We start from the raw sequence: 24704 nt of genomic DNA on the forward strand, positions 1-24704 counted from the left end.
GATGTCGTGTCAAGGCGGATCAGGCCGCCTGGGCTTCCTGTTCCTTCTCCTTCAACTGGATTTGTCCGGCTGCGGCCAGGCGGATGGCTTCCTGGGTGATAGAGCGGCGGGCGATCGCCACTTCGCGCGGGTTGCCGTCGACGACCGCGAGATCCGATTCGATCATGCGGCGCTGGCGCGCACCGATCGAGGAGAGGATCGATTCGCGCAGTTCCATCGAGGCGCCGCGCAGTGCGGCCGTGATAATGTCGCCCGAAACGTCGTTGAACAGCGACACGCGGCTCTTCTGCGGCATGTAGAGCACGTCTTCGAAGAGGAAGATCTTCGGACGGACCTTCTTGACCGATTCGGTCGAGACCGTTTCGAGCGAGGCCAGCATTTCGTCGACCTGCGACTTTTCGAGCTCGTTCATGAGGTCGGCGACCTTGTTGGAACCGACCGAATTGCGCTCGGAGTCCAGCGCATTGATCATCTCGATGATCCGCGCCTCGACGATCGCGGTTGCCTTGGGGCTCGCGTCCTTGAGGTTGACGGTTCGGTTGATGATGTCGGCGCGCTGGGCCTCGGGAATTTCGACCAGAACCTTGGCGCCGAAGGCCGAGGGCATCATGGAGAGAATATAGGCGATGGTCTGCGGGTGTTCGTTGAGCAGGAACTTCGAAACGAAGACCGGGTCGGCGTCCTGCAGACGGTCCCAGATCGTCGATTCGAAGGCCTGGAAGGCGGCGCGGCGGCCGAGCAGGCCGTCCACTTCGTCCGGCGTCAGGCCCTCTTCGAGGATGCCTTCCATCATCTTGGCGTTGTCCATCAGGCCGGCGCCCTCGGTGAAGAGGTCCTCGAACTCGTTGACGAGATCGATCAGCTCATGCGGCGGGATGGCGCGCAGGTTCTGCGCGGCGGCGATGATCGCCTGAAGCTCGCTTTGCGTGAAATATTTGAGCAGCTTGCCGGCCACGCCCTTGCCCATGGCGAGAAGGACGGCTGCTGCCTTCTCGACCGGCGATAGCGGCGAACCAAGCGCCGTGGACGTCCCGAAATTTTCGAAATCCATCATGGATTATCCCCCTGAACCCTTAACCGGGTGTCAGACCTTGCGTGTACTCTTCACTTCAATCAGCTTCACCCCGAAACGGGTGTCGTCGTTTTCAAGAACCGTAATTTCGCCACGGCCGATGATGCGGCCGTTGACCATGACCTCGACGGGTTCGCCGATGCGGCGATCAAGCGCGATCGTCGCACCCTCGCTGAGATTCATCAGGCTGGACACCTGCATCTGGGACGAGCCGAGCACGATCTGCAGATCGATCGGGATGTCCATGATGAGGTCCATGTTGGACTCCATCGCGCTGCCCGGACGGGGCGCTTCACCAAGATCGGCGGAGAAATCATTGCCGCCGCCGAAGTCGTTGCCGCCGAAATCCGAACCGCCGAAGCTTGCGCCGCCGCCGAAGTCGGAGGTCGCTGCCGACCCGCCGAAATCGGAGCCACCGAAGTCCGAACCGCCGAAAGCCGCGAGCGGATCATCTGCGCCTGCGAGATCGGTACCGAGCGAGCCGGAGGCATCCTTCTGAAGAACGCCGCGCAGGTCGTCGATCGCCTGCTCCAATTCCTGGTCGCCTGCATTAATGGAGGACATGATGTCGTCAGCGATGGGTGTTTTCTTCGGTGCCATATGACCACTATTCCATTCGAAACTTGCCTGAGGCTCGCGGCCCCGTACGCGTCATGCGTAAACTATCCGATGATGTGCTGGAGGAGATCGTCCTCCGATCCGTAGGTGTCCTTGACCCTGACCGTGTAGCGCGCGCCCGACCGGCCGAATTCGCAGACATAGAGATTGCGGCCGTTGGCGTTGACCTCGACGCGCACATCACCCGATTCGTTGAACGGGATGATGTCGCCGGCCTGCAGGCGGCTGATCGTGTCAAGCGTCTGTGCTTCGAGCCGGATGCGCGCCTCAAGCGTCACCTTCGAGCGACGGACCTGTTCGCCGAGTCGCTCGCTCCATTCGACGCGGGTCTTAGGCGCATTGGCCGCCTTTGGCGCCGAAATCTTCGATTTCAGCAGAACGCTCTGCGGAATGACGACATGGAAGGTCGAGAGAACAGGACCGATGCCGACGGCCATGTTGACCATGGCAACATGTTCATTCTCGGAGCCATCATCGATTGCCTTGCGCGTCTCGGCATTATGTGCGTGGCCGAGGAAGGGCTCGTAGCCGTTGGCCCCGGACACGGCGGTCTTCAGCACGCTGGAGATGCGATCAAACATCATCGCGGCGAGGTCCAGTTCGATCTTGGAGAGCGGGCGCGCCTCGGGATCCTCGATGCTGTCGCTGACGGCGCCCAGCATGTTCTCGACGAGCGTGATGATCATCGGGCTGTCGCAGATCAGCGTGAAGCGATCACACCAGTCGCGCAACGACGCGTCGCACATCGCCATGGCGCCGCCGAGTCCTTCGACGAGTGGCCCGTATTTGCCGGTTTCGAAACCGGCATAGGAGACCGCGACCTCGAAGCCGAGTTCACTCTCCAGCATGTCCGGCAGGAATTCGGCGAAAACGTCGCCCAGGCTGGCGCAGAGCTTCGAAATGGTCGCCGTGTCGCCAAGCTTGCCGGTGAGGCGTGCCAGAACGATCGGGTCGAGAGATGGGGTTGTGGTCACGGTCGCTCCACTCATTGCTTAGGCCGCCTTCGTGTCGCCGCCGCCGCCCGGATTCATCATTTCCTGCTCGACCGCGTCGATCGACGGGCGCTCGTAGGAAGAGATGGTCTTGCGGCCGTATTCCAATGCCACCTGCGGCACGGAACCGTTCATGTAGGCGAGCAGCGTCTGCTTAACGATGATGTAGAGGCGGTTCTGCTTCTCGCGTACGACCTTGATGTTGGTCGCGATCGGCGTGACGATCGAATAGGACAGGAAGATGCCGAGCATGGTGCCGACGAGCGCCGAGCCGATGAGGCCGCCGAGAACCTCGGGCGATTCGTTGATCTTGCCCATCGCCTTGATGACCCCGAGAACGGCGGCGATAATGCCGATGGCCGGGAAGGCGTCGCCCATGGTGGAGAGCGACTGGTAGGGCTTCATCTTGTCGCGCGTGATCGTCTGGATTTCCTCGTCCATCAGCGCCTCGATCTCGTGGCTGCGGGCATTGCCGATGATGATGAGGCGGACGTAGTCGCAGATGAAGGCCGTCAGCTCCTTGTTGGCAAGAACCGTCGGGGCCGACTGGAAGATCGGCGACTCGTCCGGATTGTCGATATGCGCTTCGATCTCGTTGCGCGACTTGGTGCGCAGGTCGCGCATCAGGCTGTAGAGCACGCCGAGCGTATCGAGATAGTGGCGTTCCTTGGGAACCTTGTGCTTGAAGGCCTCCATCAGCGCCTTGCCGGTCTCCTTGATGACCTTCATCGTATTGGCGACGATGAAGCCGCCGACGCCCGCACCGCCGATGATCATGAGCTCGAACGGCTGGTTGAGCACCGCAAGGTGTCCGCCCATGGCCATGAAGCCGCCCAAGACGCAACCGACCGTAACGATTAGACCTATGATGATATTCATGAGCGCAGGGGTCCCGACACAATTCTGATCTGACCCTTCTGGAAATACGGTTCCAGCCTTGCGTGAAGCTGTACCTAACGGCTGGTTTACCGATCAGGTTCGCGCAAGCAAAAACCCGCAGGATCATGGCTCATAACGGGCCATCGCGCCCTCTTGCACCTTGATTGGCGGGCTGTCGTGACGACCACCTATACGAGCTACCAGTTGATTTCTTCCGACCTCCAGACGTCGCTGAAGCGCGTTTCGGAGCAGCCGGACGTCAAGCGCGAGACGGAATATTACCTCGAGAAGATCGGCGATGTGAAATCGATCGACGACTTCTTCGCCGACACCAGGCTTTATAACTACGTTATGAAGGCGCACGGGCTGGAGGATATGGCCTATGCCAAGGCCTTCATGCGCAAGGTGCTGACCGAGGGCGTCGACAACAAGGATGCCTTCGCCAACCAGCTGACCGACACGCGCTACAAGGCACTGGCGGAATCGCTAAACTTCGCCCGCCACGGCGAAGTCGCCACCCTGATGGAAAGTGCCCAGAAGGGCATGGTCGACAAGTACACCCGCCAGACGCTGGAGATCAGCGCCGGCGAGGACAATACCGGCGTTCGACTCGCGCTCTATTTCGAGCGTATGGCGCCATCGATCACCTCGGGCTATTCGATCATCGCCGACGACGCGATCGCGCAGGTCGTGCGCACCGCGCTGCAGCTTCCCGCCGAATTCGCCGCCACCGATATCGACCGTCAGGCCGCCTATTACGAGGATGTGCTGAAACTGGACGAGTTCAAGGACCCGTCGAAGGTCGGCAAGTTTCTCGAGCGTTTCACCTCGATGTGGGAACTCGAAAATCCCACGGGCGGTGTCGATTCGCTTTCTACATTCCAGCCGTCGGGCCTCATCGGCATTTCGACGGATCTTCTGCTTTCCATCAACAACCTGAAACTCGGAGGTCGCTGAGATGCAGACCGGGCTCTATGTATCGCTTTCGTCCCAGCTTGCGCTTGACCGCCGCCTGACGACCCTTGCCGACAACGTCGCGAACTCGACCACTGTCGGCTTCCGCGCCACGGAAGTAAAGTTCAACCAAGTCGTCAGCGATCAGAAGATCGCCGATGTCGCCTTCGTTTCGCAGGGCGACGAGTTCATCTCCCAGCGCAGCGGCGGCATCACCGAGACCGGTGGCGCGTTGGATTTCGCCATCAAGGGCGATGCCTGGTTCCAGGTGGAAACGCCGTCAGGCCCGACGCTGACCCGCGACGGCCGCTTCACGCTGACGGATGCCGGGGAGTTGGTGACGTTGAACGGCTATCCTGTGCTCGATGCCGGCGGTGGCCCCATCCAGATCGATGCGACCAATGGCTCGATCCAGCTCAGCGCCGACGGCCAGCTCAACCAAAACGGCCGCCCCGTCGCCTCGCTCGGCCTGTTCTCGGCCGATCTCTCGGGCGGTTTCACCCGCGCCGGCAACAGCGGCATCATCTCGAAAATCCCGCCCGAGCCTGTGGTCGACCGTGTCGATGCCGGCGTGGTGCAAGGCTATGTCGAAGAGTCCAACGTCAACGCCATTGGCGAGATGACCCAGCTCATCCAGGTCACGCGCGCCTTCGAAAGCATCGCCTCTCTGATGCGCGACAGCGAAGAATCGATGAACGAAGCGGTGCGCACCCTCGGCGGAAGCAAGTAAACCATGGCGGCGGAAACGGGACCCAACGAGCGACGCATTCCCGATGGCGGGCGCATGCTGAATGCGCTGGCCGGGGTGGTAAAACGCTATTCCTCGCCGGAATTCTCGGTCGTCCACGGCGGCCATGTGCAGACCATCTCGGCCGGCAACTACACGGTCAGCGGCCTGTCGCGCCATGTGCGGCTCGGCGAGTTCGTGGCGCACAGAAGCCCGGCCGGCATCCATCTCGGCGAGGTCGTGCGCGTCGAGCCGGATTCCGTCGTAGTCTGCCCGATCGAGCCGGGCGAGCCGATCAGCATTCATGATACGGTCATCCGTAAGGGCGCCTTCCGCGTCGCGCCGGCAGCCTCCTGGTGCGGTCGCACGATCAACGCGCTCGGCGAGCCGATCGACGGCCTCGGTCCGCTGACGCAGGGCGACGACCGTCGATCCATCTACAATTCCGCTCCGCCCTCGATGACCCGCAAGCGCGTCGAGAAGGGCTTTTCGACAGGCGTGCGCGCCATCGATATCTTCGCACCGCTCTGCCTTGGCCAGCGTCTCGGCATCTTTGCCGGTTCGGGTGTGGGCAAGTCGACTCTGCTCTCGATGCTGGCGCGCGCGGACGCCTTCGACAAGGTCGTCATCGCGCTGGTCGGCGAACGTGGCCGTGAAGTTCGCGAATTCATCGAGGACACGCTGGGCGACAACCTGGCGAAATCCGTCGCCGTCGTTGCCACCAGTGACGAGAGCCCGATGTTGCGCAAGATGGCGCCGCTGACGGCCGTGACGATTGCAGAGCACTACCGCGATCAGGGCGACAACGTTCTGCTCATCATCGACAGCGTGACGCGCTTTGCCCATGCCATCCGCGAAGTGGCGACCGCCGCTGGCGAGCCGCCGATCGCCCGTGGCTACCCGGCATCGGTCTTTACCGAGCTGCCGCGCCTTCTGGAGCGCGCTGGCCCGGGCGCCGAGGGGACGGGCAGCATCACGGCAATCATCTCGATCCTCGTCGACGGCGATAACCACAACGATCCGATCGCCGATTCGACGCGCGGCATTCTCGACGGCCATATCGTCATGGAGCGCAGCCTCGCCGAGGAGGGCCGCTACCCGCCGATCAATCCGCTCGCCTCCATTTCGCGCCTCGCCCGCAAGGCCTGGACGCCGGACCAGGAGAAGCTGGTGTCGCGCTTGAAGGCGCTGATCCACCGCTTCGAGGAAACGCGCGACCTGCGTCTCATCGGCGGTTACCGCCCCGGTGGCGATGCCGATCTCGACATGGCGATCAAGCAGGTGCCGATCATCTACGAGGTTCTCAAACAGACGCCGGGTGAAAAGCCCGCTGCCGATTCGTTCTCCGATCTTGCCATGGCGCTGAAGAACGCGGCCGGGCAGGGCGGTGCGCCGGGTATGCGAAGGGGATGACAGTGACGGATTTCGACGCTGACGAAGCAGTCCAGCCACTCAAGCGGGCAGATCGGCGCGGCTACAGCACCGGTGATAAGGTGCTGGCCGGGACGGGCGTGATGCTCGCGGCGATGGCCGCCTTCTTCCCTTGGTATGTCTTCCTCAATCCGGAAAAATTCTCCGTGCCCAACCTTTGGGAGGGCACAACCCGCGATCTGCCTGAAACCGGCCCCAAGCAGGTGGTCAGCGTGTCGCCGGCCGCCATGGTCGATGATGACAAGGATTCGGGACCCGGTGCGAATCTGGACCCGGTCGCGACCGCCAGCGCCACGGATGAGGGCAACGAGACGAAGCTCGGTGCGCCCATCGACAACGGTCTTGACCAGCCGCTGCCGGCCAGCACCGGCTTCCGGCTGATGCATGTGGCAAACGGCCGGGCGCTGATCGAGGACGCTCGCGGCATGTATATCGTGCGTGTCGGCTCGGTTCTGCCCGACAACAGCCGCCTTGCGACGCTGGAACAGCGCGACGGCGCCTGGGTCATCGTGACCTCGAACGGCGACGTCATCAAGCGCAACTAAAGGATGCGGGGCGCACGTCGCCCCGCGCCGATTCGGCGGTCCTAGCTTGCCGGACCTGCCGCCCGCTCGCCGCGATTATTGCAGCTTGAGCACATATAATCCCGGGAATACAGGCACTTGCAGCTTAATCGTAGCGGTGCAAGTCTGACGCAAGATTGGCTCCTTAGGTTCGCCTCGAACAAGGATGGAGCTTGTCATGCAACCGATACAACTGTTTGAACTGGCCACGAAACAAGCTGATTGGCTTTCGGTCCGCCAGAGTGTCGTTGCTGGCAACCTCGCCAACGCCAACACCCCCGGGTTCAAGGCGAAGGACGTAACTCCCTTTCAGGCGGTGCTCGAGACGACGGGCATTCGCATGGCGGCGACGCAGCCGGGCCATTTCACCGAAACCGAAATGGCAAGCCGCGTCATCGAGACCAAACCCACCGAAGAGATCGGCGTGCAGGAATCCGGCAACACGGTCGGTATTGCCGAAGAACTCATGAAAGAGGGTCAAGTCAAGCGTGACTTTGAGTTGAATGCCGGCCTCGTCAAGGCCTTTCATCGCATGATGCTGATGACAGTCAGAAGGTAAAAAATGGATCCGCTCGTAGCTTCACTGAAAGTCGCGGCCTCGGGACTTGAGGCGCAATCCACCCGTATTCGCATCGTTTCGGAAAACCTGGCCAACGCCCGCTCGACGGGCGACACCCCCGGTGCCGATCCCTTCCGCCGTAAGACGGTGACCTTCGCTGCCGAGCTCGACCGGGCGACCGGCGCCTCGCTGGTCCAGGTCGAGCGTCTCGGCGAGGACGAGGGCGATTTCTCGACCGAATACGACCCGGGCAACCCTGCTGCCGACGAAAAGGGCATCGTCAAGATGCCGAACGTTAACATGCTGGTCGAAATGGCCGACATGCGGGAAGCAAACCGCTCCTATGAAGCCAACCTGCAGAGCATCAAGCAATCGCGTGACCTGATCTCCGCGACCATCGACCTCCTGAGGGCCTCGCAATGATCGATAGCGTAACGGGCGTCAAATCGCTCTTCTCCACCCACGGCCTTTCGGGCGTCAACGAGACCTCCAGCAGCGTTTCGGCTGCCGCCGCGCAGGGAACCGGTACCGGCATGAGCTTCGCCCAGGTCATGGGCGACATGGCCACCGAAATGACCAACACGCTGAAGCTTGGTGAAACCAAGTCCTTCGAAGCCATCCAGGGCAAGGCGACGACCCGCGAAGTTGTCGACGCCGTCATGAACGCCGAGCAGACGCTGCAGACCGCCATCGCCATCCGCGACAAGGTCGTCACCGCCTATCTCGAAGTCGCAAGAATGCAGATCTGAGGACCGGACATGAAAGCCCTTGCCATCGCCGCCACCGGCATGAACGCGCAGCAGACCAACCTCGAAGTCATCGCGAACAACATCGCGAACATCAACACCACCGGGTTCAAGCGCGCCCGCGCCGAGTTCTCCGACCTTCTCTACCAGACCGAGCGCGCTGCCGGCGTTCCCAACCGCGCCAACCAGGCCGTGGTGCCGGAAGGCGCCATCATCGGTCTCGGCGTAAAGACCGCTGCCGTGCGCAACCTGCATCTGCAGGGCGGCCTCGTCTCCACGGGCAACTCTTTCGACATGGCGCTCATCGGCCGCGGCTGGTTCCAGATCGAGGCGCCCGACGGCTCTACGCTCTACACCCGCGCAGGTGCGTTCAACACCAATGCCGATGGCCAGCTCGTGACGCTCGACGGCTACACCGTCGTGCCGGGCATCACGGTGCCGCAGGATGCCACCGAAGTCACCGTCAGCAAGTCCGGCCAGGTCTATGCGACAGTCGGTGGCCAGCAACAGGACCTCGGACAGATCACGCTGGCGAACTTCGTCAACGAGGCCGGCCTCGAGCCGCTCGGTGAAAACCTCTATCGCGAGACCGCAGCTTCGGGTCCGGCCAATGTCGGCGCGCCTGACGAAGCGGGCTTCGCCTATATCCAGCAGAACTACCTCGAAGCCTCCAACGTCGATCCGGTCAAGGAAATCACCGACCTGATCTCGGCCCAGCGCGCCTACGAGATGAACTCCAAGATCATCCAGGCGGCCGACGAAATGGCGGCCGTGGTCAGCAAGAACCTGAGATAGCAACCGACAGACACGCGGGGAACATGATGTTTCGCCTGATAGCAGCCCTTCGCAGAGCAAAGGCCCTTTCGGCCACGAGCCACGCGGCATTCGCCGCGTGCGCCGTGCTCGCCGGTCTTTTCGCAGCCGACGCGGCCCTCGCCGATACCCGCATGGCCGTCGTGCCCAAGCGGACGATCTATCCCGGCGAGGAAGTCCAGGCGGGGCAACTCGAAGAGGTCGAGGTCACCAACCCCAATATCGTCAAGGGCTATGCCGAAAGTATCGGCCAGGTCGATGGCCTGATCACAAAGCGCACGCTGCTTGCCGGCCGCGTCATTCTTGTTTCGGCACTGCGCGAGCCCTTCGCCGTTTCCCGCGGGACCACTGTCCAGCTTGTCTTCGACAACGGGTCGCTGATGCTGCGGGCGGCCGGCACACCGCTTCAGGATGCGGCCGTCGGCGAGCTGATCAAGGTTCGCAACAAGGATTCCGGCGTGATCGTCTCCGGCACGGTCATGCAAGACGGAACCGTACATGTGGTGGCACGATGATGCAGCTTTTCTTCCGCCGCGTCGTTGCCGCTCTCGCGTGCATCATGCTCGCTGCCGGTCCGGCCCTTCCGGCCGCCCGCATCAAGGATGTCGCCTCGCTCCAGGCCGGTCGTGACAACCAGCTGATTGGCTATGGCCTCGTCGTCGGTCTCCAGGGCACCGGCGACAGCATGCGTTCGTCGCCATTTACCGAACAATCCATGCGCGCCATGCTGCAGAACCTCGGCATCTCGATGGTCGGCACGCAGACGCGCGCCAAGAACATCGCAGCCGTGCTGGTCACCGCCAATCTGCCGCCCTTTGCCAGCCCCGGCAGCCGTATCGACGTGACGGTCGGCTCGCTGGGTGACGCGGCGTCGCTGCGCGGCGGCACGCTCGTCATGACGTCGCTTTCCGGCGCCGACGGGCAGATTTACGCCGTCGCCCAGGGCTCGATCGTCGTGACCGGTATCAGCGCCAGCGGTGACGCGGCAAGCGTCCAGCAAGGCGTGACAACCGCCGGCCGCGTGCCGAACGGCGCGATCATCGAGCGTGAACTCCCGTCGCGCTTCAAGGATTCGTCCGATCTCGTGCTGCAGCTGCGCAATCCGGACTTCTCCACATCGGTTGGCATGGCCGATGCCATCAACCGCTATGCAGCCGCGCAGTACGGCAATCCGATCGCCGAATCGCGCGATTCGCAGTCGGTCTATATCGCCAAGCCCAAGATGGCCGATCTTGCGCGTTTGATGGCCGATATCGAAAATCTCGTCATCGAGACCGACGTGCCGGCGCGCGTGGTGATCAACGAACGCACGGGTACGATCGTCATCGGCCAGGACGTGCGTATCTCACCGGTCGCCGTCAGTTATGGAACCTTGACCGTGCAGATCACCGAAATGCCGAAGGTCGTGCAGCCGGAACCCTTTTCCAGGGGCGTGACGGCGGTCGAGCCGAACACCGACATCCTCGTTCAGCAGAATGGCGGCAACGTCGCCGTGCTCGACGGCTCAAGCCTGCGTTCGCTTGTGGCAGGGTTGAACAGCATCGGCGTCAAGCCTGACGGCATCATCTCCATCCTGCAAAGCATCAAGACCGCGGGCGCCCTCCAGGCAGAATTGGTGCTGCAATGACGAACATGACCCTCCCCACCGTTGCCCGCAGGCTTGTTTTGCCACTCGCCGGCTTCGTCATGATGGCCATTCCCGGTGCCTTCGCCGAGGAGCGCCCGGTCATCACGACCACGAATGCGAGCGCCGACGAAATCCGCGAATTCTGCACCAACATAGCCGACGCCGCGCGCGACCAGCGTTATCTCTTGCAGAAGCAGGAGCTGGAAAACCTCCAGAAGGACGTCGACGAGCGTATCAAGACGCTCGAGGCGCGCCGCGCGGAATACGAGGACTGGCTGACCCGACGAAACGCTTTCCTGAAGCAGGCTGAGGGCGGACTGGTCGAGATCTACCGGAAGATGAAGCCGGATGCCGCCGCCGCGCAGCTTGCGGAGCTCAATCCGGAAATCGCGTCTGCGATCGTCATGAAGCTGCCGCCGCGCCAGTCCAGCACCATTCTCGGTGAAATGCCGGCTGCCAAGGCTGCGCTTCTTACCCGCATCATCGCCGCCGCGGGCGATGCGAACACCTCAAAGGACCCGTCATGAAGAAGACCGCCTCTGCACTCGCCGTTGCGCTGGCATTGTCGAGCTGCTCCAGCCAGGCCCTCAACGAGATCGGCAAAGCGCCCGCCATGAGCCCAATCGGCAGCGGCCTCAACTATGCCGAAACGCCGCAGATGGCGATGTATCCCAAGCAGCCGCGCACGGCGGTAGCAGGCTATTCGATCTGGAGCGATCAGCAGTCGGCGCTGTTCAAGGACTCGCGCGCCTTCAAGGTCGGCGACATCATGACGGTCAATATCCGTGTCAACGACCGGGCGAGCTTCGACAACAAGACGGACCGGTCCCGCACCAACAAGAGCGGCATGAACCTCGGCATCGGCATGAGTGGCGACCTGCCCGACGTCGAAGGCAAGGGCGACCTGACCTACGGTTCCTCGACCAGCAGCAAAGGCGACGGCTCCACGGAGCGCGCCGAAAAGCTGAACCTCCTCGTCGCTGCCGTCGTGACCGGCGTCATCGAGAACGGCAACCTGCTGATCAGCGGCTCGCAGGAAGTGCGCGTCAACCACGAGCTTCGCATTCTCAACGTCGCCGGCATCGTGCGGCCGCAGGATGTCGATGCCAACAACCAGATTTCCTACGAGAAGATCGCAGAAGCCCGTATCTCCTACGGCGGCCGTGGTCGCCTGACCGAAGTGCAGCAGCCGCCATGGGGTCAGCAGGCCGTAGACCTGTTCTCGCCGATCTGACGCGGACAGGCCCAGTCAACCGGGAAGAAAGACATGGCGGAAGAAGAACAGGTCGTCGCTGAGAAAAAGCCGTCGATCGTCATCACCATCGCGATCATCGCCGTCCTGACGCTGCTTGCCGGCGGCGGCGGCTGGCTCGTGGGCAACATGCTCGCACCGCCACCGGCTGAAAAGCCGGCCGAGGAAGTGGCAAAGGCCGAACCTGCCGCGGGTGGACACGGTGAGGGCGGCAAGAGCGCGGCGGCCGGCGAGGAGGTTGCGCATATCTCGACACCGGCAAACGGCATCGTGCTGCTCGATCCCATCACCAGCAACCTTGCCTATCCGTCGGAAAACCGTATCCGGCTCGAAGTCGCCCTGATGTTCAAGGGGGCCGCCGACGTCAAGATCGCCGAAGAAATCCACCAGGATATCATGGCGTATATGCGCACCGTCACGCTCCAGCAGGTGCAGGGGCCGCGCGGTTTCCAATATCTCCGGGAAGACCTCCAAGAGCGGGTTGACCTCAGGTCGGAAGGGCGCGTAACCAACGTCATGTTCCGGACCTTTGTGATCGAATGATTCGAGCCCTTCTGACCTTCGTCGCCATCATGGCGATGACCGGCATGGCCTATGCCCAACAGCAGTTGCAGCTGCCGGGCAATATTCTCAATGCGCCTGTCGACGGCTCGGTCGCCTCCTGGATCATCCGTACCTTCGGGCTGCTCACCATCCTTTCGGTTGCCCCCGGCATCCTGATCATGGTGACAAGCTTCCCGCGTTTCGTAATCGCGTTCTCGATCCTGCGCTCCGGTATGGGCCTTTCGACCACGCCGTCAAACATGATCCTCGTGTCGCTCGCGCTGTTCATGACCTTCTACGTCATGGCGCCAACCTTCGACCGGGCCTGGCAGAACGGCGTCGAGCCGCTTATCGCCAACCAGATTGACGAGACCGAGGCCGCCAAGCGCATCGCCGAACCCTTCCGCGCGTTCATGGTCGCCAATACCCGCGACAAGGACATCGAGCTCTTCATCTCGCTTGCCGAAGAGCGCGGCCAGACGGTCGTCGAAAACGACGTCGCGGACCTGCGCGTCGTCATCCCGGCCTTCATGATCTCGGAAATTCGGCGCGGCTTCGAGATCGGTTTCCTGGTCGTTCTGCCCTTTCTCGTCATCGATATGATCGTCGCCACCATCACCATGGCCATGGGCATGATGATGTTGCCTCCGACATCGATTTCGCTGCCCTTCAAGATTCTGTTCTTCGTGTTGATCGACGGCTGGAATCTGCTTGTCGGCAGCCTTGTCCGATCCTTCAATTAGACGTTCTTAACCATACAATCTTACCCGCCATTAACCCTGTTTTTCAGCGGGTTGAATGCCATCGTCCGATTTAAGGAGTTGGCAAGGATTGGCTGCGAGTTTTGGCATCACACGACGGGTTTGGTATCCCTCTGGATGTCTGGAGAAACCGAGTTGGCATGATGCCGAACCGCCGTAACCGGTAAGTTTTCAGTCCGGTATGTCCCCACCAGTATTTCGTTCAAAGGGACAACTAGAATGTCGAGCATTCTCACCAACACCTCTGCAATGGCAGCCCTCCAGACGCTGCGCACGATCAACAACGACATGGAAACGACGCAGGGCCGCATTTCGTCCGGCGAGCGCGTTGGCGCGGCCAAGGACAACGCTGCCTATTGGTCGATCGCGACCACCATGCGCGCTGACAATGCAGCCATCTCTGCCGTTCAGGACGCTCTCGGCCTCGGCGCCGCAAAGGTCGACGTCGCCTACAGCGGTGTCGAAGCCGCCATCGACGTCGTCAAGACGATCAAGCAGAAGCTCGTTACCGCAACCGAACAGGGCGTTGACAAGACCAAGGTCCAGGAAGAAATCAAGCAGCTTCAGGACCAGCTGAAGAGCATCGGCGCTTCGGCGACGTTCAACGGTGAAAACTGGCTTGCCGGCGGCAGCGCAGACAGCACGGTTGTCACCGGCTTCGTGCGCGGCGACGACGGCACGGTTAAGGTCACGACGGCAAGCTACGACTCGGCTGCAAATGCCCTGTTCGGCGCCTATGATCCGTCCACCGGCGAAGTTGACGACAGCTCGGGCTACCTGGCCGACACGCTCGCTATCGAACTGACGGACGCCACGACCGACGATGAAGTCGCTGGCCACCTCGACACGATCGAAACGGCGCTGACGAACCTCACGACGGTCGGTTCGAACCTTGGTTCGCTCTCCATGCGTATCGGCCTGCAGGAAGACTTCGCAAACAAGCTTTCCGACGCCCTCGACAAGGGTGTAGGCCGTCTCGTCGACGCCGACATGAACGAGGAATCGACCCGCCTGAAGGCTCTGCAGACCCAGCAGCAGCTCGCTATCCAGTCGCTGTCGATCGCGAACTCCAACTCGCAGAACATCCTCTCGCTGTTCCGTTAATAAACGGACGGGAGACGGCGGGAAGGCTGACCCCGCCAGATCCTACAAAAAGGTCGCGTCCGGAAACGGGCGCGGCCTTTTTTCGTTTTTCTTTCGCGTTAAAGAATTCCTTAACCTTATTGCGGTTTTCTAAGCCCATCGAAACGGTGGGTTAACCAAGAAACTTAACCGGTTAGCAGGCATGAAGCTGACCACCGTTTACCGGTAACATCCGGAATGCCCTTCCTCAGTCAGCCATTCAAGGGGCACGCATCACATGACCAGCATTCTGACCAACGTCGCGGCAATGTCCGCTCTCAACACCCTTCGCTCGATCGGCGCGGACATGGAAACGACGCAGGGTCGCGTCTCCTCCGGCATGCGCGTCGGTGAAGCAGCAGACAACGCTGCCTACTGGTCGATCGCGACCACGATGCGTTCCGACAACATGGCCCTTTCGGCTGTTCAGGACGCGCTCGGCCTCGGCGCCGCAAAGGTGGACACCGCCTATGCCGGTATGGAAGCCGCCATCGACGTCGTCAAGGAAATGAAGAAGAAGGTTACTGCGGCGACCGAACAGGGCGTCGACAAGGCCAAGGTTCAGGAAGAAATCAAGCAGCTGCAGGAGCAGCTGGTTTCGATCTCGTCCGGCGCCGCCTTCAACGGCCAGAACTGGCTCGTTTTCGACAGCACCGCTGCCGACGCCGTTGCCGACAAGACGATCGTTTCGGGCTTCGTCCGCGACGCTTCCGGTACCGTCAAGGTCAACACCACGACCTACACGCTCGACGAACTGACCGCCGACTCGCAGAACGTTCTGTTCGGCACCGTTGACACCGACGACTACACGCAGAGCACCGGCGGCATCCTCGGCTCGGCCGGTGACGATATCGACGCGACGGGCAACACCTACACGATCACAGACACGGTCGTTACGCTCGACATCTCGGCCTTCACCGACGACGAAATGGCTGAAGCGCTGAACCTGACGGAAGCGGCTATCCAGCTGATGACGAAGGCTGCCTCGCAGCTCGGTTCGATTTCCATGCGCATCGATCTGCAGGAAGATTTCGCTTCCAAACTGACCGACGCAATCGACAGCGGTATCGGCCGCCTCGTCGATGCCGACATGAACGAAGAGTCCACCCGCCTCAAGGCTCTCCAGACGCAGCAGCAGCTGGGCATCCAGGCGCTCTCGATCGCCAACTCCTCGGCCGAGGGCATCCTCACCCTCTTCCGTTAATCGGCAGAAGCGGTTCAAATCCTTCGACGGTTTCGCAAGGCCCCGGTTTATCCGGGGCCTTCGTGTATTCAGGATAGGCCGCTTAGAGCGGCGCATGCAGGAAGGCCGACATGGCCGCTCCCTCGTCCTTTCGGGCGAGGTAAAGCCTTGCGGTGTCGAGTGCTTCGCGGATCGTCACGTCCATGTCGAGGTAGCGGTAGGTGCCGAGGCGTCCGACGAAGGTGACGCCCTTCTCCTGTTCGGCGCGACCGACATAGTCGGCCAGCTGCGCCTTTTCCTCGACGAGGCGGATCGGATAGTAGGGAATGTCGTCGGGACCGCAGGCGCGCGAAAATTCGCGGTAGCAGACGGAGCCCTTGTGCTCTTCCCACGGCGAGAAGTGCTTGTGCTCGGTGATGCGCGTATAGGGCACGGCGACGTCGCCGTAGTTCATCACCGCGCAGCCCTGATAGTCGCCGTCATAAGTGAAGCGCTCGAAATCCAGCGTGCGATAGCCCAGTCGGCCGAGCTCGTAGTCGAAGTAACCATCGAGCGGGCCGGAATAGAAGACATGGGCATAACCCGCCACATGGTCGCGCCGGAAGCTCGTCTCCAGCGAAACTTGGATGTTGGGATGGTCGAGAATGCCCTCGATCATCTCGGTATAGCCGTTTGCCGGCATGCCCTGGAATTTGTGGAAGAAATAGTTGTCGTCGTAATTGAAGCGCACGGGCAGGCGCTTCAGGATCGAGGCCGGCAGCTCGGTCGGCGAGCAGCCCCATTGCTTCTGGGTATAGCCCTTGAAGAAGGCCTCGTAGAGATCGTTTCCGACGAAGCGCAGCGCCTGCTCCTCGAAGGTCTGCGGATCCGATATGGTCTTGTCGGCCTGCTCCTCGAGGAAAACGCGAGCCTCGTCGGGCCGAAATGTCTTGCCGAAGAACTGGTTGATCGTGTGCAGGTTGACCGGCAGCGAGAAGACCTGGCCGCCGCTCGTCGTCTTCACCCGGTTCTTGTAGGGCATGAAGGTCGTGAAACCGTTCACATAGTCCCAGACCTCGGCATCGTCGGTATGGAAGATGTGCGGGCCGTAGACATGCACCATCACGCCGGTCGCCTCGTCGCGCACCGTATGGCAATTGCCGCCGATATGGTCGCGCGAGTCGAGGATATCGACCTGGTAGCCTTCCTGTGCCAGTTCCCGGCCGATGACGGCGCCGGAGAGACCGGCGCCGACGATGAGGATTTTTTCTTTCACGCTCATTCTATTCCACCCTGCGAAATATGCTGTCCGGGGCGCCGATTAGCCGGCCGCGCGCAGCGCCGGCTTTTCGGTTTCCGGGAAAAGGCGCGAGCGCATCAGGGCTTCATAGGCCTTGATGAGTGGCGTCGGATCCCAGCCGCGTTCCTGCGGGCCGAAGCTCAGATGGCTGACGGTGAAATCGGAATAGATCGCCGAGGGGCGGCCGAGGAAGGTCGGTACGCCGATGGTGAGCGCATGTTCATCGTCGCCCTGCGGCAGCGCCATGTGCAGAAGGTCGCGGCCGAGCCAGGCGATGAAGTTGATCGACTGTCGCTCGGTCCAGTCGACGGACGGCTGGGGGAGGGGCAGCGTACGGCCGTCTTCGCCCAGGAAGTAGCCGTGCAGCTTGGCTGCCCGTTCGGCGCTTTCCCAGAGCGTGCCGCCGAAACCGCCCGGCGGGTGCTCGAACTCGCCGACCGATGCCGGGATCGAGCCCGCCGCCTGCTGGAGATAGGCGCACACGCCGTTGTTCACGACATTGGCCGAGACGATGAAGTAATGCGGGTTGGCGCGGCGGAACTGGATGTAGCCGTCGAGCTTGTCGATATCGACATAGACGATATCGTCGTCGCATTTCAGGAAGACAGCGTCCTCAAAGTCTTCGAAGCGCTTCGCGTAGTAGTCATAGGCCTGATAATAGGGCAGCTGCTCGTTCGGATTGCCGATGTAGCGGCGCGTGCGCGCATCGACATCGCAGAGTTCGAGGTCCGCACCCCAACCGCCGCGGATCTGCACGGTTGCGCCGGCCGAAAGGTTGATCTCCGGCCAGGTGCCGACCGTCACGTCGTTGATGCGCAGGATCGGCGCACCGGCCGCATCGACGGAAAGCGTGACGTCGTTGGGACGGCCGGGCGAGAGAATGCCGGGGGTCGGCTGGCTCCAGAGCGTCTGTTCGTTGCCGCGGTCGAAATGCGAAAGCTGGTCGCGGCCGATCTTGCGCAGCACCGAATGGGTGTTCTTCCAACCCCCGACCGCGATCTCGTAGCAGTCGTGTGGGCGATCGTTCGGGATGACGGCGATGTGCAGGTCGTGACGAATGCGGGCGCTGGTGCGGAACGAGGCGCTCGGCGAGACCGTGCCGGCGCTCTGGTAGGCTACCTTGGAGCCCATATAGCGGGCCGGGCCGAATTCGCGCGTCACCCAGGCATGGTCGTCGGCCGAGCGGGTGAAGTCCCAGATGTGCCACTCGTCGATGATCCCGAGGTCCAGCGCGCGGCGAATATATTGCGTGAGGATTTCCATCCTCGTCTGCCGTCCGGCAAAGGTCACCAGGATAACTGGGGTCATGCGGTCCTCGTCGTTCAGAACGGTTCGTGTTTCAAATCGGGTCTCCGGCCCTCAGCCGGCAGCACCCTTCCAAAGGCGAGCATCGGGCGTCAGCGGCGCGTGTTCGTCCATCAGTTTCAGCTGATCGAGATAGCGCTGCCGGTAGGCCTGTTCGCTTTCGAATTCGATGCCGGCGGCGGCAAGCTCGGCGCCGACCTCATAATAGACATTGAGGTTGCGTAGGTCCGGCACCGGCGTTTCGCCGCGCTCGGCGTCGCCCTGCATCTGCCAGAACAACTCTTCCAGACGGCGCACGAGGCCATCCATGTCGCGCAGCGCACAGGTTTCGCGCTGGTCCTGCAAGGACTGGCGGATCGCGGCGAGGCTTTCCGGGTTCTTGGCGAAGGCGATTGCCTTGCCGACATAGTCTTCCGGCCCGGTGCAGATCAGCTCCGGAACGCCGGCGGCCGAGACGATGCTGGCGCAGAAGCGCGAGGCGAAGCTCTTGCCTGGCACGGTCAGCACCGGAAGGCCCTGCGTGATCGCGTCGGCGGCGGTCGAATGGGCGCCATAGGGGAAGGTGTCGAGGAAGAGATCGGCAAGTCCGATGCGGGCCAGATGATCCGGATTCTGCACCTTGCCGGCGAAGATCAGCCGATCCGGCGAAACGCCGGCCTGCTGGGCCATCTGCTTGACGCGCTCGTTGACGCTGTCGTCCCCAACGAGCAGCCAGAGAACGCTGCCCGGCGTGGCCAGCAGGATCGCCATCCAGCGCGAGAAGCAGGAGGCCGATATCTTTTGCATGCCGTTGAAGCTTGCGAAGACGAAGGCGTCTTCCGGCAGGCCGACTGAGGCGCGCGTCGGGCGCGGACTGACGGTGCGCTTGCGGTCCACCGGCTGGTTGCAGGGGATGCGCAGGACCTTTTCCGTGTAATAAAGTTCGTTTTCCGGCGGCACGATATAGTCGTCGGCGATCATGTACTGGTGGTACGGGCTCGCCATCGAGCCGGGATAGCCGCAGAAATTCACGATCACGGGCGCCGGCCTGTAGGCGAAGATCTTCGTGCGGGCATGCTTGGTATAGCCGTTGACGTCGATGAGCACGTCGATCTCGTCGGCGACGATCTGGCGGGCCGCGTCGATGTCGCTGACCTTGGTGATGTCGCGCCAATGATCGACAGCCTGCTTGATGCGGGCCTGCGTATGGTCGATCGGGGCCGGATCGCCGCAATAATAGGCGAAGATCTCGACCTGGGATTTGTCATGCAGCTCCAGCACTTCGCTGAGCGCAAAGCCGACGGCGTGCTGGCGCAGGTCCGAGGAGACATAGCCGACGCGCAGGCGCTGGCCGGTGCCGGATTTCTGGCGCACCGGCTTGCGCACGAAGCCGCGCGTATCCGGCCGGCCGACCGTGGCGGTGCAGTAGCGATGCGCCTTGGCGAGCTGGAAGAGCGGGTCGTCGGCGTAGCAGGCGATCGTCATGGAGGACATGGCGTCCATGAACTGCCGGCTCGAAATGTGGATGTTGGGCGTGATGACCGGCCACTTGACCTGGCGCATGCGCAGCGAAATCCAGTGCTGCGCGGCCTCGGTGCGGTGCGGCTGCAGTTCCATCGCCTGCCAGAGCGCGGCTTCTGCTTCTTCGAGCTTGCCGGCGCCTTCGAGAACGCGGCCGATATGCTGGAGCACGAGATGGCGGTGATTGATGCGGTCGGGCGTGACGTCATTGGTCGTATCGACGTAGCTGCGCCATTGCAGCACGGCCTGGCCCGTCAGGCCGCAATCCTCGAGCGTGCGGCCGAGATTGACATGGGCCTGGCCGAAATCCGGATTGATTTTCAGCGCGGCGCGTAGCGCATTCAGCGTGCCGGAGACGTCGCCGGACTTCGACAGCGAGACGGCATAGTTGAAATAGGCGAGATGCAGCAGCGGGTTGCCGTCGTTGAAGGCGATCCACGTCTTATAAAGCTCGATGGCATGCACCGGCTGTCCGGCGGCCGACAATCCCTCCGCCATCTGGAAGAGTTCGGCAAGCGAAAGCTGCTGGGTGCGGGCGCGGCCGAGAATGTTGGCAAGGGTTGCGTTCGGATCGGGAACGATGGGGGTGCTGACAGTCATGGCCATCCTGCGGCAAGGCGGCCTTTCGGCCGGGCGGTTGAACGACTCGCAATGAGCTCGTCTGCCTTGCTACCGGAGTTGACTTGCGTCGGGCTGATCGTTTTGCGGGAAAACCGGTGTTTCGGCCCCAAACGAAAAGACGGCGCGGTTGGAGCCGCGCCGCCTCGTTTTGATGCTTTGGCGTCCTTATCAGACGTCGTTGTAGGCTGCGATGACGGCTTCGACCTGCGAGCTGCTCAGAGCCGCGATCTGTGCGCTCGTGAAGGCCTGGGCCTGTTCCGAGGTCAGACCGGCGATGTCGTCCGTGGAGAGACCCGGCAGGGCCTTCACGTTGATCGCTGCGATCTCGTCGCTGGTGAAGGTCGCGATCTCGTCCGAGTCCATCGCGTCGAGGGCGGCGGAGGAGAGTGCGGCGATCTGCGTCGAGGTCAGCGCTTCGATCTGGTCGGACGTCAGCGTTGCTACCTGATCGGTGCTCAGCGCAGCGATCTGGGTCGAGGTCAGGGCGACGATCTGGTCGCTGTCGAAGGATGCCAGAGCATCGGTCGAGAGGGACTTGATCTGGTTTGCCGTCAGGGCGGCGATCTGGCCGCTCTTCAGACCATCGACCTGGGTCGAGGAGAGAACCGCAACCTGCGCCGTCGTCAGCGAGGCGACCTGACCGGTGCTCAGCGCACCGACCTGATCGGTCGAGAGGAAGGACACGATGTCGGTCGACAGGCCGGCCAGAACCTTGGTGCTGATGGCTGCGACTTCATCCGTGGAGAACGTTGCGATCTCGTCGGATGCCATGGTGCCCAGCGCTGCGGCGCTGAGGGCTGCGATCTGTGTGCTGGTGAGCGCCGCGACCTGATCGGAGTTCAGGACGGCGACCTGGTCGGTGGTGAGCGACGAGACCTGCTTGGAGGTCAGGACCTCGATCTGGGTGCTTTCCAGCGATGCGACGGCGTCGGTGGTGAGCGCTGCGACCTGGCTTGCCGTCAGAGCCACGACCTGGTCGGTCTTCAGGCCATCGAGCTGGTCGGAGATCAGGCTTGCGACCTGAGCCGTGGTCAGAGCGGCGACCTGAGCGGTGCTGAGGGCAGCGATCTGGTCACTTCCGAAGTTGCCGAGGGCAGCCGTGGAGAGGGCAGCCAGGACCTTGGTGGAGATGGCGGCGATTTCATCCGTGGTGAACTTGGCGATCTCATCGGATTCCATCACACCCAGTGCAGCGGCGCTGAGGGCTGCGATCTGCGCACTGCCGAGGGCTTCGACCTGATCCGAAGTCAGGGTTTCGACCTGGTCGGTGGTGAGGGCTGCGACCTGCTTGGACGTCAGGGCGGCGATCTGATCGCTGTCGAGCGATGCGATGGCATCGGTCGTGAGTTTGACGATCTGGGTCGCCGTCAGGGCAACGATGTTGGCGGAGGTCAGGCCATCGACCTGGTCCGAGGTAAGCGTTGCGATCTGAGCGGTGGTCAGAGCGGCGATCTGCTTGCTGCTGAGGGCGGCAATCTTGTCGCTGTCGAGGTTGGCGATCGTGTCGGTCGAAAGGGCGGCCAGAACCTTGGTGGAGATGGCGGCGATTTCGTCCGTCGTGAAGGTCGCGATCTCATCCGAAGCCATCGTGTCCATGGCGGCGGCGGTGAGCGCGGCGATCTGAGTCGAGGTCAGGGCAGCAACCTGATCCGAGTTCAGGGTCTTGACCTGGTCGGTGGTCATGGCCGCGATCTGCTTGGCCGTGAGGGCTGCGACCTGGTCGCTGTCGAGCGATACGATGGCGTCGGTCGAAATCGCCGCTATCTGCTTGGCGGAGAGCGCGACGATGTTGGCCGTCGTCAAGCCATCGACCTGGTCGGACGTCAGCGTTGCAAGCTGCGCCGTCGTCAGGGCTGCGACCTGCTTGCTGCTGAGGGCGGCAATCTTATCGCTGTCGAGCTTGGAGATCGTGTCGGTCGAAAGGGCAGCCAGGACCTTGGTGGAGATGGCGGCGACTTCGTCCGTCGAGAAGGTTGCAATCTCGTCCGAAGTCATGGTGTCGAGGGCAACGGCGCCGAAGGCGGCGATCTGCGTCGACGTCAGAGCTCCGGCCTGGTCCGAGGTCAGGGCTTCGGCCTGATCGGTGGTGAGGGCTGCGATCTGCTTGGCGGAGAGAGCCGCGACCTGATCGGTCGAGAGCTTTGCGACGGCATCCGTCGTGAGGACGGCGACCTGCTTGGCTGTGAGAGCCGTGATGTTGGCGCTGGACAAGCCTGCAAGCTGGTCGGAGGTCAGCTTCGACACCTGGTCGGTGGTGAGAGCTGCGAGCTGCTTGGAAGACAGGGCGCCGATCTTGTCGCTGTCGAGGTTGGCGATCGTGTCGGTCGAAAGGGCGGCCAGGACCTTGGTGGAGATGGCGGCGACTTCGTCCGTCGTGAAGGTCGCGATCTCGTCCGATTCCATCAGGTTGAGGGAAGCGGCGCTGAGGGCGGCGATCTGGGTGGAGGTGAGCGCAGAGACCTGATCCGAGTTCAGGATTTCGACCTGATCGGTGGTGAGGGCTGCGATCTGCTTGGCCGAGAGAGCGGCGATCTGGTCGCTGTCGAGCGAGACAACGGCATCCGTCGACATCGCGGCGACCTGCTTGGTCGTCAGGGCGGCAACACCTGCCGTCGTCAGGCCGTCGATCTGAGCGGAGGTCAGAACGGCAACCTGTGCGGTGGTGAGCGAAGCAACCTGCTTGGAAGACAGGGCGCCGATCTGGGTGCTGTCGAAGTTGGCGATCGCGTCGGTCGAAAGGGCGGCCAGAACCTTGGTGGTGATGGCGGCGACTTCATCCGTCGTGAAGGTTGCGATTTCATCGGAAGCCATCGTGCCGAGTGCAGCGGCGCTGAGGGCGGCGATCTGCGTGCTCGAAAGGGCGGCAACCTGGTCGGAGTCGAGGATGGCGACCTGGTCGGTCGAGAGCGCGGCGACCTGCTTGGCGGAGAGGGCTGCGATCTGGTCGCTGTCGAGCGCCTTGACGGCGTCGGTGGAGAGGGCAGCAACCTGCTTGACGGTCAGAGCCGAAACCTGGCCGCTCGTCAGGCCCGCGACCTGGTCGGAGGTCAGGACGCCGACCTGCGCGGACGTCAGCGAGGCGATCTGCTTTGAAGAGAGGGCGCCGAGCTGGTCGCTGTTGAAATTGGCGATCGCGTCAGTGGAAATCTGCGCCAGAACCTTGGTGGAGATGGCGGCGACTTCATCCGAGGTGAAGGTCGCGATTTCGTCCGAAGCCATCACACCCATGGCGGCGGCGCTGAGGGCGCCGATCTGTGTGGACGTCAGGGCGTCGACCTGGTCGCTGTCGAGCTGTGCGACCTGCGACGTGCTGAGCGCGTTGATCTGGGCCGAAGTGAGGCCGACGATGTTGGTGGCGCTGAGCGCGTCCATCTGCGAAAGGGTGAGACCGGTAATGGCGGCGGCGGTGACGGCGCTGAGCTGCGTGGAAGACAGCGTGGCGATGTCGTCCGATTCGAACGCGGCGATTTGCGTCGAGCTCAGAGCCTTGATCTGCGTGCTCGTCAGCGCTGCGATGTCGGTCGTGGTGAGGTTCTGGATCGCGGTCGACGAAAGCGCCTTGATCTGGTTGATCGAAAGAGATGTAACGATTGAAGTCATGAACGCGCCCTTGATTGGTTGGCTGTCCACAAACGTCATGTCCCTGCGAGTCGACATCGCGAAAGGCCCGGCACGGTCCATTCACGGAAGACTCAGCATGTCCTGCGCTTGCTGCAGCGTTGGACGTCCGATAGGACCCGCTATTGGCGAAGCAATTCGGGTGTCCTGACGGACGATTCAATGTTTACTTGGAACATGACTCGAACGAGCCAGCGCATCGGAAGGGCATCATGCTTCCGGAGCCTAATCGCGGCTCCGATCCCTACGCCAGGGTCGTAAGTACCCAGATGGGTATTACTCTTACAACTAATGAAAGTTCTAAGCAGCAAGTTCTAAAAATACGTTAACGCGATGCAACACATCCTTGCAATCGTCGAAACGTTTTGGATGGAAATGATACGCAAATTTGCCGGTTTGGTACGGCTTTGTGCCACTTGCGGGCATGGCCGTCGGGGCGTGAAATCGCTCATAGGTTGAAAGCAAGGCCTTTGAGGCCAGAACTGGCCGTCGGCCGGTAATCCTTTTTTTATGTTTCTTGCTAAAGCGTTAACGACGTT

At 62.1% G+C, this 24704-nt stretch carries 24 protein-coding genes; 16 read left to right on the plus strand and 8 right to left on the minus strand.

Going from position 1 to position 24704, the window contains the following annotated elements:
- Positions 1–19: 19 nt before the first annotated feature.
- The 4 genes from fliG to motA form a co-directional block, all read right to left on the minus strand.
- Positions 20–1054 carry a flagellar motor switch protein FliG gene (fliG, locus tag D0Y60_RS07120; protein ID WP_117368166.1) on the minus strand — a complete coding sequence of 345 codons (1035 nt, stop codon included), beginning with the start codon at positions 1052–1054 and terminating at the stop codon, positions 20–22.
- Between the two features lie 30 nt (positions 1055–1084).
- Positions 1085–1672, minus strand: coding sequence for a flagellar motor switch protein FliN (gene fliN / locus D0Y60_RS07125; protein WP_117368168.1), 588 nt, complete (start codon positions 1670–1672; stop codon positions 1085–1087).
- Between the two features lie 62 nt (positions 1673–1734).
- A complete protein-coding gene (locus D0Y60_RS07130) occupies positions 1735–2679 on the minus strand; it encodes a FliM/FliN family flagellar motor switch protein (protein WP_117368170.1) in 945 nt (314 codons plus the stop codon).
- A 3-nt stretch (positions 2680–2682) separates the two neighbouring features.
- A complete protein-coding gene (gene motA, locus D0Y60_RS07135) occupies positions 2683–3561 on the minus strand; it encodes a flagellar motor stator protein MotA (protein WP_117368172.1) in 879 nt (292 codons plus the stop codon).
- A 177-nt stretch (positions 3562–3738) separates the two neighbouring features.
- Here motA and D0Y60_RS07140 point away from each other — a divergent pair, with 177 nt between their 5' ends.
- The 16 genes from D0Y60_RS07140 to D0Y60_RS07215 all read left to right on the plus strand — a co-directional run bounded on the left by D0Y60_RS07140 (position 3739) and on the right by D0Y60_RS07215 (position 15863).
- Positions 3739–4518: a DUF1217 domain-containing protein gene (locus D0Y60_RS07140; RefSeq protein WP_117368174.1), complete on the plus strand. Its 780-nt coding sequence runs from the start codon at positions 3739–3741 to the stop codon at positions 4516–4518.
- Between the two features lies 1 nt (position 4519).
- On the plus strand, positions 4520–5245 hold the full coding sequence (gene flgF, locus D0Y60_RS07145) for a flagellar basal-body rod protein FlgF (RefSeq protein WP_117368176.1): 726 nt from the start codon (positions 4520–4522) through the stop codon (positions 5243–5245).
- Positions 5246–5299: 54 nt separating this feature from the next.
- Positions 5300–6655: a flagellar protein export ATPase FliI gene (fliI, locus tag D0Y60_RS07150; RefSeq protein ID WP_117368462.1), complete on the plus strand. Its 1356-nt coding sequence runs from the start codon at positions 5300–5302 to the stop codon at positions 6653–6655.
- Positions 6652–7218: a flagellar protein gene (locus D0Y60_RS07155; protein ID WP_117368178.1), complete on the plus strand. Its 567-nt coding sequence runs from the start codon at positions 6652–6654 to the stop codon at positions 7216–7218. The genes fliI and D0Y60_RS07155 overlap by 4 nt, the downstream gene beginning before the upstream one ends.
- 196 nt (positions 7219–7414) lie before the next feature.
- Positions 7415–7795, plus strand: coding sequence for a flagellar basal body rod protein FlgB (gene flgB / locus D0Y60_RS07160; protein ID WP_117368463.1), 381 nt, complete (start codon positions 7415–7417; stop codon positions 7793–7795).
- Between the two features lie 3 nt (positions 7796–7798).
- Positions 7799–8218, plus strand: coding sequence for a flagellar basal body rod protein FlgC (gene flgC / locus D0Y60_RS07165; RefSeq protein ID WP_117368180.1), 420 nt, complete (start codon positions 7799–7801; stop codon positions 8216–8218).
- Positions 8215–8544 carry a flagellar hook-basal body complex protein FliE gene (locus D0Y60_RS07170; RefSeq protein WP_117368181.1) on the plus strand — a complete coding sequence of 110 codons (330 nt, stop codon included), beginning with the start codon at positions 8215–8217 and terminating at the stop codon, positions 8542–8544. The genes flgC and D0Y60_RS07170 overlap by 4 nt, the downstream gene beginning before the upstream one ends.
- Before the next feature lie 9 nt (positions 8545–8553).
- Positions 8554–9336 carry a flagellar basal-body rod protein FlgG gene (gene flgG / locus D0Y60_RS07175; protein WP_117368183.1) on the plus strand — a complete coding sequence of 261 codons (783 nt, stop codon included), beginning with the start codon at positions 8554–8556 and terminating at the stop codon, positions 9334–9336.
- A 23-nt stretch (positions 9337–9359) separates the two neighbouring features.
- A complete protein-coding gene (gene flgA, locus D0Y60_RS07180) occupies positions 9360–9869 on the plus strand; it encodes a flagellar basal body P-ring formation chaperone FlgA (RefSeq protein ID WP_117368185.1) in 510 nt (169 codons plus the stop codon).
- On the plus strand, positions 9869–10981 hold the full coding sequence (locus tag D0Y60_RS07185; RefSeq protein WP_117368465.1) for a flagellar basal body P-ring protein FlgI: 1113 nt from the start codon (positions 9869–9871) through the stop codon (positions 10979–10981). The genes flgA and D0Y60_RS07185 overlap by 1 nt, the downstream gene beginning before the upstream one ends.
- Entirely contained in the window at positions 10978–11508 is a 531-nt protein-coding gene (locus tag D0Y60_RS07190; protein ID WP_117368187.1) for a MotE family protein, read from the plus strand. Before D0Y60_RS07185 ends, D0Y60_RS07190 begins: the two co-directional genes overlap by 4 nt.
- Positions 11505–12215 (plus strand): flagellar basal body L-ring protein FlgH, encoded by a 711-nt coding sequence (gene flgH / locus D0Y60_RS07195; RefSeq protein WP_117368189.1) that lies wholly within the window; start codon positions 11505–11507, stop codon positions 12213–12215. The genes D0Y60_RS07190 and flgH overlap by 4 nt, the downstream gene beginning before the upstream one ends.
- Positions 12216–12248: 33 nt before the next feature.
- Entirely contained in the window at positions 12249–12776 is a 528-nt protein-coding gene (locus D0Y60_RS07200; protein WP_117368191.1) for a flagellar basal body-associated FliL family protein, read from the plus strand.
- On the plus strand, positions 12773–13519 hold the full coding sequence (fliP, locus tag D0Y60_RS07205; RefSeq protein ID WP_117368193.1) for a flagellar type III secretion system pore protein FliP: 747 nt from the start codon (positions 12773–12775) through the stop codon (positions 13517–13519). The genes D0Y60_RS07200 and fliP overlap by 4 nt, the downstream gene beginning before the upstream one ends.
- A 237-nt stretch (positions 13520–13756) precedes the next feature.
- Complete coding sequence (locus tag D0Y60_RS07210; RefSeq protein ID WP_117368195.1) at positions 13757–14641, plus strand: flagellin; 885 nt, start codon at positions 13757–13759, stop codon at positions 14639–14641.
- 256 nt (positions 14642–14897) lie between these two features.
- Complete coding sequence (locus D0Y60_RS07215; protein ID WP_117368197.1) at positions 14898–15863, plus strand: flagellin; 966 nt, start codon at positions 14898–14900, stop codon at positions 15861–15863.
- Positions 15864–15945: 82 nt separating this feature from the next.
- Here D0Y60_RS07215 and glf read toward each other — a convergent pair whose 3' ends face one another.
- From glf to D0Y60_RS07235, 4 genes are all read right to left on the minus strand, one after another.
- Positions 15946–17103 carry a UDP-galactopyranose mutase gene (gene glf, locus D0Y60_RS07220; RefSeq protein WP_117368199.1) on the minus strand — a complete coding sequence of 386 codons (1158 nt, stop codon included), beginning with the start codon at positions 17101–17103 and terminating at the stop codon, positions 15946–15948.
- A gap of 39 nt (positions 17104–17142) precedes the next feature.
- Complete coding sequence (locus D0Y60_RS07225) at positions 17143–18429, minus strand: hypothetical protein (RefSeq protein WP_117368201.1); 1287 nt, start codon at positions 18427–18429, stop codon at positions 17143–17145.
- A gap of 51 nt (positions 18430–18480) precedes the next feature.
- Positions 18481–20526 (minus strand): glycosyl transferase, encoded by a 2046-nt coding sequence (locus D0Y60_RS07230; RefSeq protein ID WP_117368467.1) that lies wholly within the window; start codon positions 20524–20526, stop codon positions 18481–18483.
- 189 nt (positions 20527–20715) lie between these two features.
- The gene (locus D0Y60_RS07235) at positions 20716–24147 is read right to left on the minus strand and encodes a hypothetical protein (RefSeq protein WP_147324503.1); all 3432 of its coding nucleotides are present in this window, start codon (positions 24145–24147) and stop codon (positions 20716–20718) included.
- Between the last annotated feature and the right edge of the window lie 557 nt (positions 24148–24704).

The organism is Shinella sp. WSJ-2 (assembly GCF_003432075.1).
Lineage (GTDB): Bacteria > Pseudomonadota > Alphaproteobacteria > Rhizobiales > Rhizobiaceae > Shinella.